This window comes from Micromonospora sp. NPDC049359 (genome assembly GCF_044466585.1).
GTDB lineage: Bacteria > Actinomycetota > Actinomycetes > Mycobacteriales > Micromonosporaceae > Micromonospora.
In genome coordinates, this window is record NZ_JBITMW010000003.1 from 448290 (window position 1) to 466475 (window position 18186).

The following is an 18186-nucleotide window of genomic DNA, read 5'->3' on the forward strand; positions in this document are numbered from 1 at the left end:
GTCCGTCCGCCCTCAGGTCGGTGGCCGAGGACGGCGGGTCATACCCCGGGTCAGGCGCGACTGGTACAGGCCGGCGCTGGTGATGGCGTAGAAGACGGGCAGAAGGAGAAAGACGGCCAGGCCGATCAGGGGAGCAACCAGGTAGCCGACCAGTCCCGCGAGGACGTACAGGACGACCCCGGTGAGGGCACGGACTCGCTCGACGCGAAAGAAGTCGTCCTTGACCTGATCCTTCAGCAGGTCGGGGTTCCGGGCCAGGTAGTGGTAGAACGCCAGCCACGTCGCGCACAGCAACGCGCCGATCAGCGCGTAGAAGGCGACAGCCACGCGCTGGTCGGCGTTGTTGTGTTCCTGCAGCGCATCTGACACGACGATGGTCGGGAATGGCAGCAGCGCCGTGCTGAACAGCACGAACAGGTTCACGAAGTGCAGGCCGCGATCGGCCTGTTGAATGCGGTTGAACGCCGCCTTGTGGTTGAGCCAGACAACGGCCACATAGGAGTAGGACGCCAGGTACGCGACGTACGAGGGCCACTGGTCGAGCAGGCCACGCAGGAGGCGGCCAGGGGGAACGTCCGGTACCCGAAGGTCCAGGACCAGCAACGTGATGATGATGGCGAATATGGCGTCGCTGAACGCCACCGCGCGGCTGGTGTCTGACCGGGTGCCTAGGTCTGCGTCTGGCCCACTCACCAACTGCGGCTACCCGCGGTCCTTCGGGGCAAACGGCCGGACATCCGGACGTCGCATCCGGCCACCAGGCGCGTCGCGGTGGCCGGATGCGGGTGGTCGTCAGGGTTTGAGGACGACCTTCTCGCAGTTGTCCTGCTTGTTCTTGAAAATCTCGAAGCCGCGTTCTGCCTGGTCGAGCGGCAGGGTGTGGGTGATGACCCGGGTCGGGTCGATCTCCCCCCGTTCGATGCGCTGTAGCAGCGGTTTCATGTAGCGCTGCACGTGGCATTGACCGGTACGCAGGGTCAGCGCCCGGTTCATCCACGCCCCAGCCGGGAACTTGTCGAGGAAGCCGCCGTACACGCCGATGACCGACACGATGCCGCCGCTGCGGCAGGACAGGATCGCCTGGCGCAGCGCGTGCGGGCGTTCGGTCTCCGACCGGACCGCCTGCTTAACCCGGTCGTACGCGTTCACGTGCGTGGCACCGTGGGTGGATTCCATGCCGACCGCGTCGATGCACTTGTCCGGCCCACGTCCGCCGGTCAGCTCCAACAGCCGGGACCGCACGTCCACCTCCTCGAAGTTCACCGGCGTGTGGCCTGCCCGCTCGGCCATCTGCAGCCGGTACGGCTCCTTGTCGATGGCGATGACCTTCGCGGCGCCGAGCGCACGGGCGCTGTCCATCGCGAACTGCCCGACCGGGCCGGCGCCCCACACGGCGACGACGTCGGTGGGCTGGATGTCGCACATGTCGGCGCCCATGTAGCCGGTGGGGAGGATGTCGGACAGGAACAGCACCTGTTCGTCGGTGAGGTCGGACTCGATCTTCAGGGGGCCGACGTCGGCGAACGGCACCCTCGCGTACTGCGCCTGACCGCCGGCGAACCCGCCGGTCAAATGGGAGTAGCCGAAGATCCCGGCGACCGGGTGGCCGAACATCTTCTCGGCGATCCCGGCGTTGGGGTTGGAGTTCTCGCAGCAGGAGTACAGTTCGGCGGCGCAGGCGCCGCACGCGCCGCACGCGATCGGGAACGGCACCACGACCCGATCGCCGACGCGCAGCCGGCCTGGGTCGACGCCCCGGCCGACCTCGATCACCTCGCCCATGAACTCGTGACCCATGACGTCGCCGTCCTGCATCGTGGGCACGTACCCATCGAGCAGGTGCAGGTCCGAGCCGCAGATGGCGGTGGAGGTGATCCGTACGATGGCGTCCCGGTCGTTCAGGATCTTCGGGTCTGGCACGTCACGGACCTTGACCTTGTTGCGGCCGGCCCAGGTGTTCGCCCTCACTCGCCTGCCCCCTTCGCGAACTCGGAATCCGACAGCGGCTGCGCCGGACGCTGCGGGAACTCCTTGCGGGCCCGCTTGCCCCACGGGGCACCCTCGGACCGGACCACCTGCCCGGTCTCCAGCACCTGCTTGAGCCGGCGCAGGTCGTCGTCGAGCTGCTGGTGCGGTTCCTCACCGAAGTACCTGGCGACCGCCTTGCCGACCGCGCCGCCCGGGACGTCGTACGACATGACGACGTGCACCTCGGTGCTGGAACCATCCGGGGCAGGGACGAACCGGACCGTGCCGGCGTTCGGCACGTCGGCGTTGCCGGTGGACCGCCACGCGATCTTCTCGCCGGGCGTCTCGTCGGTGATCTCCGCGTCCCACTCGACGTTCTTGCCGAAGGGAGCGCTGGCGGACCAGTGGCTCGTACGGTCGCCGGTGGCCTGGATCTTCTCGAGGTGTGCCATGAACGTCGGGAGGTTGTCCAGGTCACGCCAGAACGCGTAGACCGTGGGCGCAGGTTTGCGAATGGTTGTCGTGGCTGTCAGCTCCATGGATCCTCCTTCGCGTGAGCCTCGTACCGCTGGCGCCGAACCGGTCTTCCTGGCACGGGTGGCCTGCACTGCGGTCAGCAGGTCCACCACAGTGATCCCGACGATGGCGCCAGTGACACCGACGAGGCGACGCCGGCGGTGCCCGCTGCGGTGGGCGATGGCCACCCCGAGAGACGCCAGGTCCATCGCGTCGCCCGCGACCCGGGTCCACGCCCAGATGCCCTTGCGCCGGCTCGCCAGGAGGCCGGCCGCGTGGACCAACTCCCGCGCCCCGACAAGCGGCACCACGGTCCGGGATGTCGAGGAGTCGTCCACCCCGCTGATCCGGCGCACCGTGTCCGGTGCCGCGAGCTGTGCCACACCCAGACCGAGACTCATCCAGCCGAGCCGGCGTCCTCGCCGTCGCACGTCTTCCTGCCTGGCCTGCGCAGCCTCTCGGGTTGCTAGTTGAGTCACGGGTAGCCTCCGTATCCGGTCGCAGCCCGGCCGAGCCATTCCGGCTCATGCAAGTCCGGGACGAGACCCGTAGAGGCCCGAATACCCCTCGGAAACCACCTCAATCCGTGCATCGGTCGCGGAACGGAGGTGATCCCTGTCCCGCTGCTCAGCACGGCGTACCGGCCGCGACCGCCAGCAGCGGTACGGCCACGTCGTCGACCCCGGTCAAGCGCCCGTATCCGGATGGGGGTCCACGAGCTTCACCGCGGCGGCGCTTCGACCGGCGAAGCGCCGCCGCGGTGCGGGCTCAGGTCGGGTCCTGATCCTCCGGACTCCGAGCTCGCCGGGTCAGGCCGTCGCCATCTTGCGGACGTTCTCGCCCTGGGCGAACACCTCGACCATCTTGGCGCAGAAGGCCGGCAGGTCATTGGGGTTGCGGCTGGTGACCAGGCCGTTGTCGACCTGTACCTGTTGGTCGACCCAGTTTCCGCCCGCGTTGCGGATGTCGGTTCGCAGACTGGGGAAGGAGGTGACGGTCCGACCGTTGACCATGCCGGTCTCGACCAACGACCAGGGGCCGTGGCAGATCGCCGCCACCGGCTTCTGTTGCTGGAAGAACGCCCGGACGAAGTCCATGGCCTGCGGGTTCATCCGGAGCCGGTCGGGGTTGACCGTCCCGCCCGGCAGCAGCAGGGCGTCGTAGTCGGCCGCATTGGCCTCGTTGACGGTCCGGTCCACCCGATAGCGGTTGGCCGGGTCGATGTCCTGGTTCATCGACTGGATCTCGCCGGAGTTCAAGGAGATCAGGTGGACCTCGGCACCCGCCTGCTCGGCGGCGGCCCGGGACTGGGTGTACTCCACGTCCTCCACCCCGTCGGCGGCGAGGCAAGCGACTCGTTTGCCGGTCAGTGGCTGCTGGCTCTGCGCCATCTTGGGTGGCCTCTCCCTCGTGGCGCCGCCCCGTCGGCGGCGCATCGTTGCGCTCGCGGTCGCCTTCCCGGTGTGGGAACCGGGAAACAGCGCCGATCGCCGATCGAGGGCGGACGGGGTGACCCGCTCGCCGATCAGACAGAGCGCGGACGAAGGGCGGGACTGCTTCCTGCCGATGCGGGTAACGGACTGAACCACTGGCGCCGAGGACCCGGAAAGGCCGACATGACTCTCCCTACCGCCTCCCTCCCACTGCCGTCGGGCCAGACCATGCCCGTGCTCGGCCAGGGCACGTGGTACCTGGGTGAACGCCCGGAGCGACGCGGGGCGGAGATATCCGCACTGCGTACTGGCCTGGACCTGGGCATGACCTTGATCGACACCGCGGAGATGTACGGCGACGGTGCTTCCGAGGAGCTTGTCGGCGAGGCCGTTGTCGGACGACGCGATGACGTGTTCCTGGTCGACAAGGTGCTGCCGTCGAACGCGAGCCGGCAGGGGACCGTGCAGGCCTGCCGCCGCAGCCTGCAGCGACTCGGCGTCGACCACATCGACCTCTATCTGCTGCACTGGCGCGGCAGCCATCCACTCACCGAGACGATCGAAGCGTTCGCCGAACTCGTCGAAGCCGGCGACATCGGGCAGTGGGGCGTGAGTAACTTCGACCTCTCCAACATGACCGAGCTACTCGACGCGGGTGGGAACGATTGCGCGACCAACCAGATCCTCTACAACCTGACCCGGCGAGGTCCTGAGTACGACCTGCTGCCGTGGCTACGTGAACACCGGATCCCGGTGATGGCGTACTCCCCGATCGAGCAGGGGCGGGTACTCGGCCACGACCAGGTCACGGAGGTCGCCGCCCGGCACGGGGCGACGCCCGCCCAGGTCGCGTTGGCCTGGGTGCTGAGGCAGGAGATGGTCGCGGCCATTCCCCGATCGTCCAACTCGGAACACACCCGGGAGAATGCGGAAGCGCGCGACCTGCACCTGACCGAGGAAGACATCAGGGCACTCGACGTGGCGTTCCCGCCACCTGCTGGCCCGCAGCCGTTGGAGATGTTGTAGGGCCGGTCGGTTGATTCTGCCGGCGCGACTATCTTCCGGTGTGGGACCGCTCCCCGCCCTTCTCGTCCCGCCAGCCGCCGGGTTGGGGGTGATAGCCGTAGGCGGCAGCTCGTACCGTCTGCTCGTTCTCCAGCCCCGAGCCGATGGCGCCGCCGACAGTGGCCAGTGAGCTGGTGATCCAGGCGAGCGCCAGATAATCACCGGCATTCACCGGGCGCTGCAGAACCTGTTCCAGCACGGATGTGTCGATCAACAGCGCCCCGACGAGCACCGTACCCACGAACAGCACCACGTAGGACACCGTGGTGGCCAGAGTGAGAGTGAGGACCGTACCCAGGTTGAAGAGCCGTGCCAGCTCAACCGGCGTCTCGCGGCTCGGTCTCTCCCACAGGTCGTGCGCAACGATCAACCAGGCCACCAACGCGGTCAACCCGAGCACCATGATCACCGTGAGCCGGAGTCCGCCGAGGGCATCGCCCATCTGCCAGATGGTGTCCGTGGTGAGCGCGAACGCAGCCGTGCCGAACGCGCCGACCAGCAATTTGGACAGGCCCAGCAGTGCACGTCCAGGTCGGTTGGCTCGGACCATGCCGGTCAACAGGCGAACTCGGCCGATCAGCCCCGAGGCGAGGTAACGCCGCTCGCCGGAGTCGGCCCCGCCGATCACTCGATGGACGGCGGGAACACGCCGTTTCGTCTCTGCCGGTGCCCGCTCGGCCGGCGGTATCCGGTGGTCGGAGGCGTCGGCCAGCAGCCGGCCCACGAGATCCGGAACGGCTGCGCGGACCGAGTGCATCTGACGCAGTCCCAGCGCGGGCAGGGAGATGACCCCGATGTGACGTTGGCCGGACGTCTGCGCGACCAGGGGCGCCCGCTCGGCATGCAGTGGCAGGTCGGTCAGGCAGATGGCGACGTCCCACTGGTCGTCCGCGCGCCGCCTAGCAAGATCATCGAGCAACGCTTCGGCGCCGCCGTCGCGGCGCGGCACCACCTCCCCCCAACCCTCCCGGACGGTCCACCGCACGTCCGCGCTCACCCGCTCGGTGAGCCCTCTGGCCAGCTCCGAAGTGAGCCGCGCGGCGACCCGGGCGGGGTGATCCGGTGGGGTTGCTACCAGTCCCACGACGATCTCCGGGCCCTGTCGTTCGCTCTGGGTCACCGCTGCTCCTCACCGGTGGTCGGGCTCGGCGCCGACGGCGAGTGCCGGGGGCGTTGAGGCGTCGTCACGGCAGATCCCTTGCCGACTGACATGGTGGTGGAGCCAGGCCGCCGAGGGCGGCGCCCCGACGATTCGTACCGCGTCGACACGACGCCTGCTCGAACCGGACGGCCCGCCCACGCAGCCTAGAAGACCATGCCGAAGGGTGCAGCGGATTCGCTGGGTTGAGTCGTCCCGAAGGCCGGCCGCCACCCTGCCTCCGCCGACGAGGTGGGTCACAGGAGCCGGCCGTCGTGGGCGAGCAGGGCGATCTGGGTACGGTTGTCAAGATCCAGCTTGGTCAGGATGTGCGAGACGTGGGCCTTCACCGTCGTCACGCTCATCAGCAGCTCGCCGGCGATCTCGGCGTTGGAGCGGCCCTGCGCGATGGCCAGCACGACGTCGCGTTCCCGGGGTGTGAGCAGGGCCAATCGGTTGTTCGCCCGATCGTACGACTCGGCGTCGGAGGCGACCCGCTGCATGAGGCGGCGGGTCACGCCCGGAGACAGCATCGGGTTGCCGGCGGCCACCGCGCGTACCGCTTGGCTGATCTGCTCGGGCGGGGTGTCCTTGAGGAGGAAGCCGCTCGCGCCCGCGCGCAGGGCTCGTAGCACGTGCTCGTCGGTGTCGAACGTGGTGAGCACGATGATCTCGGGTGGTCGGTGGCGGCGGCGCAGGCGCTCGGTGGCGGTGATGCCGTTGACGCCGGGCATCCTGATGTCCATCAGCACCACGTCGGGCAGGTGCCGGTCCACCGCGGTGATCGCCGTGGCGCCGTCGGCGGCCTCGCCCACGACGGCGATCCCGTCGGCGCCGTCGAGCATCAGCGTGAGCATTCCCCGTACGAGAGGGTCGTCGTCGACGATGACGACCCGGATCGGCGGGGTCACGTCGGCCATGGCAGCCACGCGGTGAGGTGGAACCGGCCTGCGGCGTCGACGTGGTGGGCGACGCGACCGCCGGTGAGCGCGGCGCGTTCGGCGAGGCCGATCAGGCCGGTGCCGGCGCTGTCGGTGGCACCGCTGTCCGGAGTGGTCGGGTTGCTCACGGCGATGCTCAGCCCGGAGCCGGGCGCCCCACCGAGCACCAGCCGGACCGGCTGCCCGGCGGCGTGCTTGCGGGCGTTCGTCAGTGCCTCCTGCGCGATGCGGTAGGCGGTGCGGCCCACCGGCGGCGGAATCTCGGCCGGTGGGCCGAGCGGGTCGTGGACCTCGATCTGTTGCCCGGCGGCCCGCGCCTCGTCGACCAGGCGGGGCAGGTCGGCGAGGGTCTGTCCGGGTGGCGCGTCGGTCGGCGCATCGGTGTCGTCGTTGCGCAGCAGGGTGATGACCTCGCGTAGCTCGTCGAGGGCGTGGTGCGCGCTCGCTCGGATCACCCCCGCGGCGGCGCTGAGCCGCTCGGGCGGCGCGTCCGGCCGGTACTCCATCGCACCGGCGGCAGCCGCCAGCAGGGACAACCGGTGGGCCAGCACATCGTGCATCTCCCGCGCGATTCGGCTGCGCTCCGCCGCGCGTGCCTCGCCAACCCGCCGTTCCTGCTCCTGCTCGGCCCGCCGGGCCCGCTCCCGCAGCGCCGCCAGCAACGCGTGCCGGGCCTGCGCCCAGGTGCCCCAGCCGAGCAGGGCGGCGTACGCGACCGACATCAGCACCAGCCGCCAGCCGAACGGCAGGCTGGGTACCGGCCGCCAGAGCGCCTGCACCGCCTCACCCGCCACGCCGACCGCCGCCACCACCGCGGCCTGCCGAAACGGCCGGTTGCGGGCGGTGAAGAGCACCGCGAAGCTGGCCACCGGCGTGGCCACCGCAGACAGCGCGACGAGCAGACCGGCCAGCACGCCACCGACCCGCGGGTGGCGCAGGACCACCGGTACGAGGACCAGGGCGGTCACCGCCAGCGCGACGTCGAGGGCGGCCAGACCGGCCGAGCTGGATCGGGTGGCGGACCAGAGCATGGTCGCGACGAGGACGCCGACCGCCAGGGTCGTCACGCCCGCCGGGACGGAACGCCACGTCCTCGGCCGCCTGACCTCGCACGCCGCGGCATCCACATCGCGCAGGCTACTGGGCTCGCCACGCGCCGGACCACCTCCTTTGGTAGTACGCCGGGTCACCGGAGGACGTACCCGTCGTGGCGTCTGGACCGACGTGTCCGGCCCGGCCCGGTCCGCAGACTCAGGCCATGACGAACAACCCTCTCCTTCGACAAGCCGCGGTGGCGGCCGGTGCGGTCGTAGTGGCGGTGGCCGAGTTCGCGCTCCTGCGCTCGGTGGCCGGCGTAGACCTGGCGGTCCGCTCCGGTGGCTCGACCCGGCAGGTCACGATGGGCGCGGTCATCGGGGCGACCACGGTCGCGGCACTGGCGGGCTGGGCGCTGCTCGCGGCGCTGCACCGCTTCACCAACCGCGCCCACGTCTGGTGGACCTCGGTGGCGGTCGTGGTCCTGCTGCTCTCGCTCGTGGTCGGCCCACCCAGTGGTGTCGGCGGGGGAGCGAAGGCGACCCTCGCGCTGCTGCACCTGAGCGTCGGCCTCATCCTCCTCCTCGGCCTGCCCCGGCCGCGTCCGGAAGGAGCGAAGCGATGACCGCGTTGACCGTACGCAAACAGGACGGGGCCTTCGTCCTCGACTCCGGTTCGACCGGGCCGCGTGCCTCGCTGCGTACCGGCTGGACCTGGCGGTGCGGCGAGATCCGCACCGGCACCGGCCGCTGGACGGTCGAACCGACCGGCCGCCGACGCACCGGTTTCACCGCCCAGGGTCAGCACGGCGTGCCGGTGCGGCTCGACCCGGACCGGTCGCATGTGCCAGGGCCCGGCGGGGTGACCCGCTGGAAGGCCGGTCATGGCGGAGGTGAGCTGGTCCGCGACGGGAACCGCATCGTCGTGCGCCTCCCCGGCCCACTGGGCGGGCCGATCCGCGTCGACGTCACTGGCGAGTGGGCCGAGGTGGAGCTGGTGGTGCTCACCGCCTGCTTCGCACTGATGAGTCGACGGCGGAGGCGCACCCTGATCATGATGGCGGCCGCCAGTGGGGGGAGTGGGTGACGGGGCCGAGCGCCGTCACGGCTACCGGGAAGCGGACCGATGGTTTCAGTTCGCGTAGTCCGGCCACCCCTGGACATCTTCAGTTAACAAACCTAATAATTAGCCTCCCGTCGATATCCCTCGGCCGGGCACCCCTCGGGAGGACCGGATGGCGCGCAGATCACGTACACCGTTGCTGGCTGCCCTGGCAGCCCTGGTCTCCGCCGCCGCGGCGACCCTGACCTTCGCTTACCCGGCCCTGGCCGCCGGCCCGACGGCGGTCTTCAGCAAGACGTCCGACTGGGGTACCGGCTGGGAGGGTCGCTACACCATCACCAACGGCGGGTCGAGCACGATGACCGGCTGGCAGGTGGCCTTCACCCTGCCGACCGGCACCACCCTCGGCTCGTACTGGGACGCCACCGTCAGCAGCATCGGGCAGCGGCACACCTTCACCAACCGCTCGTGGAACGGCGCCCTGGCCCCCGGCGCGTCGGCGTCGTTCGGCTTCCTGGCCACCGGCTCCGGCTCGCCCGTCGACTGCACACTCAACGGTGCCGCGTGCGGTGGTGGCGCACCCCCCACCACGACACCGCCGACCACCGCACCCCCGACCACGACACCGCCGACCACCGCGCCACCCACGACACCGCCGCCGACCACCACACCGCCCACGAGCCCGCCGCCGAACACGGGGTTGCCGAAGCACGCGCTGATCGGCTACCTGCACGCCAGCTTCGCCAACGGCGCCGGATACCTGCGGATGGCCGACGTGCCCGACGACTGGGACATCGTCAACCTCGCCTTCGGCGAACCCACCTCCGTCACCTCCGGCGACATCCGCTTCCAACTCTGCCCGGTTGCCGAGTGCCCCAGTGTGGAGACCGAGGCCCAGTTCACGGCGGCGATCCGCGCCAAGCAGCAGCAGGGCAAGAAGGTGCTGCTGTCCATCGGCGGTCAGAACGGGCAGGTGCAGCTCACCACGACCGCCGCCCGTGACACGTTCGTCCGCTCGGTGTCGGCGATCATCGACCGGTACGGCCTCAACGGCCTGGACATCGACTTCGAGGGCCACTCCCTCTACCTCAACACCGGCGACACCGACTTCCGCAACCCGACCACCCCGGTCGTGGTGAACCTGATCTCGGCGATCCGCGAGCTCCAACAGCGCTACGGAAGCGGCTTCGTGCTCACGATGGCCCCGGAGACGTTCTTCGTGCAGCTCGGCTACCAGTTCTACGGCTCCGGCCCCTGGGGTGGCCAGGATCCCAGGGCCGGGTCGTACCTGCCGGTGATCTACGCGCTGCGGGACATCCTCACCGTCCTGCACGTCCAGGACTACAACTCCGGTCCCATCGTCGGGCTCGATGGTCAGTACCACACCATGGGCAGCGCCGACTTCCACATCGCGATGACCGACATGCTGCTGGCCGGCTTCCCCGTGGCCGGCAACGCCAACGCGGTCTTCCCCGCACTGCGCGAGGACCAGGTCGCGTTCGGCGCGCCCTCCTCTACCAGCGCCGGCAACGGCTACCTCGCCCCGGCGGGCGTGCAGCAGGCGGTGACCTGCCTGGTTCGAGGCCAGAACTGTGGCGCGTACACCCCGCGCAGCGGAACCAACCCCAACTTCCGAGGGCTCATGACCTGGTCGATCAACTGGGACCGGTACTACTCCTGGGAATTCCGGCTGAACCACGGCCCGTTCCTCAAGGCGCTGCCCTGACCGCGAGACGGGCGCAATCAGCCGGGATCAGGATCGCGGCCCGGTCGATCCGGACCGGGCCGCGACCTGGCACAGCAACCCCGAACCGGCCGCCTGCACAGCTGCCGGCGGAGCACTTCCGGTGGCGACGTCGGCGTGCTTTGGTGTGAGCACATCACCACCGCGCGTCGCTGGAGGCAGAGATGACCCGGGTTGTTGGTAAAGGTTTCCTGGCCGGTCTGACCGCTGGCGTCCTCATCGCAACGCTCGGCCTGCCCGGCGTCGCCACGGCCGGGCCGCGGGCGCGAACCGTGTCGGCCTGCACGCTACGACCACTGCCCCTACCAGCGGACCTGAATGGCGACGCTCGGGTGGTCGACCCGACCGGTCGATTCATCGCCGGCACCGGCTATCGGATCGATGGCGAGGATCGGCAGCCGCTGCTGCTGCTCTGGGCCACCCGGCCCGGGGTGTGGAACCAGCCCCGCCTCACCGTCGTCGACGTTCCAGCGACGCCGCAGGTCGAGAGCATCAACCGGTACGGTGTCGCCGTCGGCAGTGCCTACGTCGGCGACGTCTACCGCCCCTGGCGCTATGTGCAGGGGCGGCTGGAGTGGCTACCCGTCCCGCCAGTGGTCGCCAACGTCTCGGCGCAGAGCATCAACTCGCGCGGTGACATCGTAGGCAGCGGCGCCGTCGAGGAGACCGAGACGGCTCTGCCGCTGCTCTGGCCCGCCGACCGGCCGGGCACTGTCGAGGTGATCGACGCCCCGTCCAACTCTGGCACGACGGAGATCTTCGACGACGGCACCATCGTCGGCGGCACCCCCGTATTCGGCTGGGTACGCCATCCCGACGGGACGACCGATCGACTCACCGTGCCCGGCGCCCGGTGGGCGTGGGTCTACGCGGCCCGGGGCAACTGGGCGGTTGGCCGCTTCGGCACCGGCAGCGAGGACGAGGAGAGCACCCTGGTGCGCTGGGATCTGCGCACCGGCGTGGCCGCCGCCGTGCACCCGGCGCTGGTGTCGCCGCAGGGCGTCAACAGTCAGGGCACGGTGCTCGGCGACCGGGCCGTCGATCACGACGGCCGGCTCGTCACCCTGCCCGGCGCCATCCCGGGCGTCCAAATCATCATCGGCTGGGGAATCGCCGACGACGGCCTCGTCGTCGGGTCGGTCAACGGCGGCACCCGACTGCTCCCGGCGCGCTGGACCGACTGCTGACATGGTCGCCGCCGCGACCTGTGTACCGACCGGAGGCCGACCCTTCCCAAGAGGGCCGGCCTCCGATCGCGTCAAGCCGCGGCCACCCGGTGCCGCGCGGCGTTCGCCAGGCCGTTCAACGTGGTCAGGTCAGCCGCACCCAGGTACGAGTCCGACATCATGACCACCACCACGTAGTGGCCGACCGCGGCGGCGACATAGCCGACGTAGCGGTCGCCTTCGTCGTAGGTGCCGAGGAACAGCACCGAGTCCGGCCCGAGGTGGTCCTCGGCGACCGGGTCGAAGCCCTCCTCGTCGCCACCCACCCCGCACCGGGCGAGCTGCGCCTTCAGTTCGGTGAGGTACGCGTGTGCGCCATCGCCGCGGTACCGGGCGACGTTCTCGTAGATCCGGAAGCGGGTACCCAGATCGGCCGCCTGGGTGCGGCTCACGACGGGCCCGGGCACGGGCGTGTCCGCGCACGGCTGGGGTAGCAGCGGCCACACGAGCCCGTCCTCCACCGGCCCCGGCACGGCTCCGCCGAGATCGTCCGGCTGCAACATGACCCGGTCAGGGATTCCCCGTGGCCGCTGCTGCGCCGCCGCCGGCCCGCTCACCGAGACCAGCCCCAGGATCATGGCCGTCATCACCATCAGTGTCCTTCGCATGCGAACCATCCTGCGCATCGTCGGCGAGCGATGGATCGGCAGGCATACTCAGCCCCTCCTGGGTACACGTACCCCCCCCAGGCCTATCCGAGCAGCGTCGCCGTCGCGGCCAGCGTGCCCAGCGACAGGGTCGTGGTCACGACGACCGCCCGGTTGGCGATGGTCTCGCCGACGCCGTACTCCTGGCCGAAGATGAACGTGTTCTGCGCTGTCGGCAGGCCCGCGCACACCACCACGGCGAGCAACTGCGGCGCGGACAGGTGCAGGGCCAGCCCGGCCACGTACGCGATCACCGGCTGCGCGACGAGCTTCAGCGTGGCGAGCACGGCCAGCTCGGACAGGTCGGCCGGCTCTGCCCGCGCCCCCGCCGGGCGGTGCAGCGACGCGCCGAGCGCGACCAGGGCGGCCGGAACCGCGGCGCCCGCCAGCAGGGCGAGCGACGCGTCGGCTGCCGACGGCAGGCGCAGGTCGGCGGCCGAGCACGCCACACCGAGCAGCGACGCCAGGATCACCGGGTTGCGTACCGGTAGGGAAGCGATACGGCGGACCCGTACCCGCCCGGCCGGGTCGCTGTGCCGGTCCAGGGCGATCAGGACCACGGGCGTCACCACCAGCACCTGTAGCAGTACCACCTCCGCCAGGAACGACACGTTGCCGAGCACCTGTGTCGCGATCGGAATGCCGAGGTTCGCCGAGTTCACGTAACCGGCGGCCATGCCCCAGATCGGCCGTTCGCCGGGCATGCGACCGAACAGCCGACTCGCGCCGACCCAGCCGAACCCGACGACCGCGGCAGTGCTCATCCCGAAGGCGAGCAGCGAGCGGCCGGCGAACCCGGAGAGTGGCATTCGGGACAGGGCCAGGAACAGGGCGGACGGCATCGCGAGGTGGAACACGAACCGGCCGAGCACCGTCGCCACCGCCTCACCCAGCAGGCCCAGGCGACAGGCCCCGTAGCCGACCGCGGTGAGGATCCAGATCGGTACGAACGCCGACACCAGGCTCATCCGAGCGTTACTCGCGGCCGAGGGACAGGAGCAGACCGACGGCGACCAGGGCGATCCCGGCGGTGGCGGTGTATGCCGGAAGCTGGGCCGGGATGCCGAGGTAGACGGTGATGCCGAGGATGCGGGACAGGCCCCAGGGCAGCAGCGCGAGTTGGTCGTTCCACACCGTCAGCGCGCGTTCCAGGCCCACCGCCGAGACCAGGGCGGACAGTGCGCCCAGCGGCACGCCCACGGCGGTGAGGGTCAGTCCGACCGCGCTTGCGCGACGCAGGCCGTAGCGGTCCCGCAGAACCACCGCCGTGACCACGAACAGCCAGCAGAACGCCGCGAACGCGACGGTGACGTACGCCGCGCGCAGGCCCGGCGCGGTCCAGAAGGCGAACCAGTAGCCGCCGGGTCCGCGCAGGGCGAGCGCTGCCAGGAGAAGGACGCTGCGCAGCAGCGCGACGCCGCCGAGCGCGGCCCACAGGTGGAACGGATCCCGACGGCCGACGACGAGGCGTACGACGAGGGCGAACAGCGCCCATCCACCGAGGGTGGCCAGCAGGTGTACCGGCGCGGCGAACCAGGTCAACACGAGCCGGCTCGCCACCAGGACCACGGCCGGGACCAGCCACACCATCAGCCGGTCCGCCCGGGTGCGGGGTGTCGGCAGCGCGGCGACCCGCCACGGCCGGAGCGCGCCGAGCAGCAATCCGCGCGCGGCGGCCGCGCCGAACCCGCGCCCGCGCAGGCCGAGCAGCAGCACCAGCAGGATCGACGCGAGCAGCGCCCGGGCGGCCCAGGCCATCGCCGGGTCCCGGTCGGCACGCCGCGCCCCGAGGTCGGCGGCGGTGAAGTTGTACGCCGGCAGGTCCAGGTCGGCGCCGTAGCGCTGCCGGTGCGCGTCGCGCGCATCCTGGTACGTCGCCGCTGCCCGCCGCCAGTCGTGACGGGCGGCCGGTGCGCCCGTGTCCAGCCACTGCGCGTGCCGCAGCACCATGGTCCGGTACGCGCTCAGCGTCTCGAACAGGTCGACCTGGTAGTCGAGCGTCGCGGTGAAGCGTCCGCGCAGTTCGGCGTCCCGCCAGGTCGCCGGGTCGGTCGCGGCCACCAGGTCGCGCATGCGCCGGGCCAGCGCGACGGCCTGCGTACCCTCCTGGATCGCCTCGTCGACGCGGCCGCCGGTCACCGCGTAGATGCTGTCCAGCGACGCGGAGTCGCCGGTCGGGATGTCCCACTCGAAGATCCACATCATCGGCGGCGGTTCCAGCCCGAGCGCCCGTACCGAGCGGTCGGCGTACGGACCGATGTAGAGGCCCCTGGTGACCGCCGGGCGGGACAGCGCCATGGCCTGCCCGATCGCGGCGACGGTGCCCGGGTCGGCGGAGAACGTGCGGTACGCCCAGTCCGCCGTCACCTGCGCCGGGTCGGCCTGCGGATCCCAGGCAAGGCGGCCGACGGCGTACGTGTTGAGGTCGTAGAGCTGCCAGAACCCGGCGCGCAGGTACAGCGACATGGGCCCGGCGCGCAGCGGTCCGCCGTCCTGGGTCCAGTTCCAGACGCCCTCGACGTTTGCGTTGGCGGCGAGGAACGCGCGCAGCGCCTGGCGGTGCAGCGGGCCGAGGTCGTTGGGCAGCGAGCCGAACCCCTCGAACTCGCGCCGGGCCTGGAACTCCACGATGCGGCGGTGTGGGCCGCCCAGCAGCGTGGTGTTCAGCGGCAGGTGGCTGTAGAAGTCGCCGAGGGTGTACTTGGTGGAGACGATCAGGTGCGGGTCGTCGAGCCCGCCGAGGACCTGCGCGTACGACTCCGGGTTGGTGTGCAGGTCGCCGACCGCGCCGACGCCCACCGTCCAGGTCCGGAAGATGATCTCCTTTCCGGCCGGGCCCGCCGTGTCCAGCAGCGCCCGCAGCATCGCGCGTACGGACGCTTCCGTGGTGACCGCGAGCCGGGACGAGTAGTCCCAGCCGGTTCCGGCGTACACCTCGCCGCCCTCGCCGATGCGGACCATGAGGCCGTCGACGAACGGCATGCTCTCGAACAGTTCGGCCAGGCCGGCCTGGTAGACCGCCCACAGCCGTGGGTCGGCCACGTCGAGGCCGCCGACGGTCCGCGTCAGGTACGCCTCCACCGGGGGCGACACCGCGAGCATGTCGGTCAGCAGGAAGACCTTCATCCCCATGTCCTCGGCGTACCGGAAGACGGGCCCGAACGCCGTGACCATCGCCCGCGCCCGGTCGACGTGCGGGTCGCCGGGCGGATAGACCGCGCGTCCGTCGCCGACCGTGGCGAACGTGACGTACTCCAGGAAGCCGGGCACGACGATCCCGTTGTAGCCCTGCGCCACCGAGTGGTCGACGAGCTGGCGGAACTGCGCGTCGATGCGGGCCACCGCGGCGGCGTCCACCCACGGCGCTCGGGGCAGCACCGCCGACGCGACCACGTCGGTGTTCAGGCCGTAGTCGTCGCCGGCCGCGAAGGCGGCCGGGTCGGGCTCGCGGCCCACCGAACCGGCGTCGGTCAGCCGCAGGCCGAGCCGGGGGGTGACCACCCGGCCGGTGTCCGCCGGGGGGAGCGCCTCCACTCCGGAGCGGATCCGGTCGGCCAGCTGGTACATCCCGGCTGCCACGCCCGCGACATCACCGCCCTGGACGGCCAACTCGGTGCCACGCACGTCGAGCCGGTACGACTCGGGCGTCCCACCGAGCGCGGCCAGCACGCCCGCCCGCAGCGTGCGTACCGCGGACAGGTCGGGGGGCCCGCCGCCCGCCGTACCGGTGCCCGGCGCGGTGGTCGCGGACCCGGCCGGGGCGAGCACCGGCCGGGGCCGGCCGCGGAAGACGACCGCGTCGGCGACGGCGGTCGCGGCCTTGGTGAGCCGGGGATTGTCGGGTACGACGAGGGACGTCAACGGCGGGACCGGCGCGGGCGTCCGCGCCGGCGCCGCGACCGCCTCCTCGCCCGGCACGGCGGCGGGGGAGTGGCTCAGCCCCAGCGTGTCGCCGACCGCCCAGGCCGTGGCCGCGCCGAGCGCCACCACGATCGCCACGGCGACGAGCAGCGGGTACGGCCTGCGAGGCTGGGCAACGTGAGCCACGCTCGCATGGTAGTGGTCGCACCGGCCATCGTCCTCGACGCGCGGAAGCCGGCGGCGAGCGTCGTCGGGCTACCCGTTGCCGGCACCATCTCCGCTCGGAGTCAGGACGTGTCGGGTCCGGTCCCCGGTCCAGGCCGCTTCGAGGATCGCGGTCAGGCTGGCGGTGTCGGTCGGGCCCGGGTGGTTCTGGATGAGGCGGGTGACGCCGGTGGCCATCTCCGCGAAACGTGGCAGGTCGGCGCGGGCCACGCCGATGTCCGCCAGGGTGCGGGGGATACCGATGTCGGCGAGGAGACCGTCGAGCCAGGTGAGGAACGCGTCCGCGGCCTCGGCATCGGAGGCGTCGGCCACGTCCAGCCCGCACACCCCGGCGAGGATCGCCAACCGGTCTTCGATGGCATCCCGGGCCGCGTCCAACGCGTACGGCAGGAGCAGTCCGACGCCCAGGCCGTGCGGGGTGTGCGTGGCCGCGCCGATGGGGTACTGGAGGGCGTGCGGGGCCGCGTTGCCCGCGTGGGAGAAGGCGAGCCCGGCGAGCATCGACCCGTACGACATGTCCGCGCGCGCGTCCCGGTCGCCGCCGTTGCGGACCGCACGACGCAGGCTCCGGGCGATCCGCTCCGCGGCCAGGAGCGCGTAGTGGTCGGTGATCGGGTTACGGCCGAGGAACACCTGCTCCACCGGGTCGCGTGGTCCGTGGGCACGGGGTCGCGCGGTGTAGCTCTCCACGGCGTGGCAGAACGCGTCGATGCCGGAGTGGGCGGTGACGGTCGCCGGGCAGGAATAGGTGAGTTCGGGGTCCACGATGGCGAAGTCGGGCACGATGTGGACGCTGGAGACCCCTACCTTCAGCTCGCGGTCCGGGTCGGTCAACACCGAGACGGGGGTGAGTTCGGAACCGGTCCCGGACGTGGTCGGGACCGCGACGAGGGGGAGGGTCGGCCCCGGCACCCTCGACTCGCCGTAGAAGTCGCGCGGCGTCCCCCCGTGGCGTCGGATGACGCCGACGATCTTGGCGAGGTCGATCACCGTGCCACCCCCGATGGCGAGGATCACGTCGGCCTCCATCTCGTTGGCGACCGCGACGGCCACGGCGACGTCGGAGAGTGGCACGTCCGACGTCGCGTCCGAGAACACCTCGACGACGTCGACCCGCTCCCGCACGGCGGCCACGATCTCGGCGACGCCCGGTTGGCCCAGGAGAACCTGGTCGGTCACCACGAGGACCCGCGATCCACTCTCGGCCACCACCCGGGGGATGTTCTGCGCGACCCCTTCGCCCACGATGAGCTGGCGCGGTCCGCGGACGGTCTCAAGCATGTCGGTGCCTCTTTCGGAACGTCGGCGGCGATGTGCGGGCGCAA

The 18186-nt window shown here is 71.1% G+C and carries 16 protein-coding genes; 5 read left to right on the forward strand and 11 right to left on the reverse strand.

Annotated features, from left to right (window positions below; all coding sequences use genetic code 11):
• Positions 1–12 precede the first annotated feature (12 nt).
• The 4 genes from ACIBTX_RS10585 to ACIBTX_RS10600 all read right to left on the reverse strand — a co-directional run bounded on the left by ACIBTX_RS10585 (position 13) and on the right by ACIBTX_RS10600 (position 3875).
• Positions 13–642: a TMEM175 family protein gene (locus ACIBTX_RS10585; protein ID WP_363660545.1), complete on the reverse strand. Its 630-nt coding sequence runs from the start codon at positions 640–642 to the stop codon at positions 13–15.
• 150 nt (positions 643–792) lie between these two features.
• Positions 793–1968 carry a zinc-dependent alcohol dehydrogenase gene (locus tag ACIBTX_RS10590; protein ID WP_396832358.1) on the reverse strand — a complete coding sequence of 392 codons (1176 nt, stop codon included), beginning with the start codon at positions 1966–1968 and terminating at the stop codon, positions 793–795.
• A complete protein-coding gene (locus tag ACIBTX_RS10595; RefSeq protein WP_396832359.1) occupies positions 1965–2885 on the reverse strand; it encodes an SRPBCC family protein in 921 nt (306 codons plus the stop codon). Before ACIBTX_RS10595 ends, ACIBTX_RS10590 begins: the two co-directional genes overlap by 4 nt.
• 408 nt (positions 2886–3293) lie before the next feature.
• On the reverse strand, positions 3294–3875 hold the full coding sequence (locus ACIBTX_RS10600; RefSeq protein WP_363660542.1) for a type 1 glutamine amidotransferase domain-containing protein: 582 nt from the start codon (positions 3873–3875) through the stop codon (positions 3294–3296).
• Between the two features lie 225 nt (positions 3876–4100).
• Between ACIBTX_RS10600 and ACIBTX_RS10605 the strand changes: the two genes are divergently transcribed.
• The gene (locus tag ACIBTX_RS10605) at positions 4101–4943 is read left to right on the forward strand and encodes an aldo/keto reductase (protein WP_396832360.1); all 843 of its coding nucleotides are present in this window, start codon (positions 4101–4103) and stop codon (positions 4941–4943) included.
• Positions 4944–4971: 28 nt separating this feature from the next.
• On the opposite strand, the gene ACIBTX_RS10610 is transcribed toward ACIBTX_RS10605, so the two are convergent.
• The 3 genes from ACIBTX_RS10610 to ACIBTX_RS10620 form a co-directional block, all read right to left on the reverse strand.
• On the reverse strand, positions 4972–6102 hold the full coding sequence (locus ACIBTX_RS10610) for a hypothetical protein (protein WP_357392470.1): 1131 nt from the start codon (positions 6100–6102) through the stop codon (positions 4972–4974).
• A 275-nt stretch (positions 6103–6377) separates the two neighbouring features.
• Positions 6378–7040 (reverse strand): response regulator transcription factor, encoded by a 663-nt coding sequence (locus ACIBTX_RS10615; RefSeq protein ID WP_357392471.1) that lies wholly within the window; start codon positions 7038–7040, stop codon positions 6378–6380.
• Positions 7028–8128 (reverse strand): sensor histidine kinase, encoded by a 1101-nt coding sequence (locus tag ACIBTX_RS10620; RefSeq protein ID WP_396832361.1) that lies wholly within the window; start codon positions 8126–8128, stop codon positions 7028–7030. The genes ACIBTX_RS10615 and ACIBTX_RS10620 overlap by 13 nt, the downstream gene beginning before the upstream one ends.
• A 191-nt stretch (positions 8129–8319) precedes the next feature.
• Here ACIBTX_RS10620 and ACIBTX_RS10625 point away from each other — a divergent pair, with 191 nt between their 5' ends.
• From ACIBTX_RS10625 to ACIBTX_RS10640, 4 genes are all read left to right on the forward strand, one after another.
• Entirely contained in the window at positions 8320–8721 is a 402-nt protein-coding gene (locus ACIBTX_RS10625; protein WP_357124968.1) for a DUF6069 family protein, read from the forward strand.
• Positions 8718–9182: a hypothetical protein gene (locus tag ACIBTX_RS10630; RefSeq protein WP_396832362.1), complete on the forward strand. Its 465-nt coding sequence runs from the start codon at positions 8718–8720 to the stop codon at positions 9180–9182. The genes ACIBTX_RS10625 and ACIBTX_RS10630 overlap by 4 nt, the downstream gene beginning before the upstream one ends.
• Before the next feature lie 148 nt (positions 9183–9330).
• Complete coding sequence (locus ACIBTX_RS10635; protein WP_396832363.1) at positions 9331–10884, forward strand: chitinase; 1554 nt, start codon at positions 9331–9333, stop codon at positions 10882–10884.
• Between the two features lie 182 nt (positions 10885–11066).
• Positions 11067–12089, forward strand: a complete 1023-nt coding sequence (locus ACIBTX_RS10640) for a hypothetical protein (RefSeq protein WP_396832364.1) — start codon at positions 11067–11069, stop codon at positions 12087–12089.
• 71 nt (positions 12090–12160) lie between these two features.
• Here the strand turns inward: ACIBTX_RS10640 and ACIBTX_RS10645 are convergent, their stop codons facing one another.
• The 4 genes from ACIBTX_RS10645 to ACIBTX_RS10660 form a co-directional block, all read right to left on the reverse strand.
• Positions 12161–12736: a hypothetical protein gene (locus tag ACIBTX_RS10645; protein ID WP_396832365.1), complete on the reverse strand. Its 576-nt coding sequence runs from the start codon at positions 12734–12736 to the stop codon at positions 12161–12163.
• Positions 12737–12819: 83 nt separating this feature from the next.
• Entirely contained in the window at positions 12820–13743 is a 924-nt protein-coding gene (locus ACIBTX_RS10650; RefSeq protein ID WP_396832366.1) for an AEC family transporter, read from the reverse strand.
• Between the two features lie 7 nt (positions 13744–13750).
• Entirely contained in the window at positions 13751–16822 is a 3072-nt protein-coding gene (locus ACIBTX_RS10655; RefSeq protein ID WP_396832367.1) for a hypothetical protein, read from the reverse strand.
• 69 nt (positions 16823–16891) lie between these two features.
• Positions 16892–18142, reverse strand: coding sequence for an iron-containing alcohol dehydrogenase (locus tag ACIBTX_RS10660; RefSeq protein WP_357124989.1), 1251 nt, complete (start codon positions 18140–18142; stop codon positions 16892–16894).
• Between the last annotated feature and the right edge of the window lie 44 nt (positions 18143–18186).

Coding starts and splice junctions, on each gene's coding strand:
- ACIBTX_RS10595 (WP_396832359.1), bottom strand. CDS start 2,885: ATGAGTCTCGGTCTGGGTGTGGCACAGCTCGCGGCACCGGACACGGTG.
- ACIBTX_RS10600 (WP_363660542.1), bottom strand. CDS start 3,875: ATGGCGCAGAGCCAGCAGCCACTGACCGGCAAACGAGTCGCTTGCCTC.
- ACIBTX_RS10605 (WP_396832360.1), top strand. CDS start 4,101: ATGACTCTCCCTACCGCCTCCCTCCCACTGCCGTCGGGCCAGACCATG.
- ACIBTX_RS10615 (WP_357392471.1), bottom strand. CDS start 7,040: ATGGCCGACGTGACCCCGCCGATCCGGGTCGTCATCGTCGACGACGAC.
- ACIBTX_RS10625 (WP_357124968.1), top strand. CDS start 8,320: ATGACGAACAACCCTCTCCTTCGACAAGCCGCGGTGGCGGCCGGTGCG.
- ACIBTX_RS10630 (WP_396832362.1), top strand. CDS start 8,718: ATGACCGCGTTGACCGTACGCAAACAGGACGGGGCCTTCGTCCTCGAC.
- ACIBTX_RS10635 (WP_396832363.1), top strand. CDS start 9,331: ATGGCGCGCAGATCACGTACACCGTTGCTGGCTGCCCTGGCAGCCCTG.
- ACIBTX_RS10640 (WP_396832364.1), top strand. CDS start 11,067: ATGACCCGGGTTGTTGGTAAAGGTTTCCTGGCCGGTCTGACCGCTGGC.
- ACIBTX_RS10645 (WP_396832365.1), bottom strand. CDS start 12,736: ATGCGAAGGACACTGATGGTGATGACGGCCATGATCCTGGGGCTGGTC.
- ACIBTX_RS10650 (WP_396832366.1), bottom strand. CDS start 13,743: ATGAGCCTGGTGTCGGCGTTCGTACCGATCTGGATCCTCACCGCGGTC.
- ACIBTX_RS10660 (WP_357124989.1), bottom strand. CDS start 18,142: ATGCTTGAGACCGTCCGCGGACCGCGCCAGCTCATCGTGGGCGAAGGG.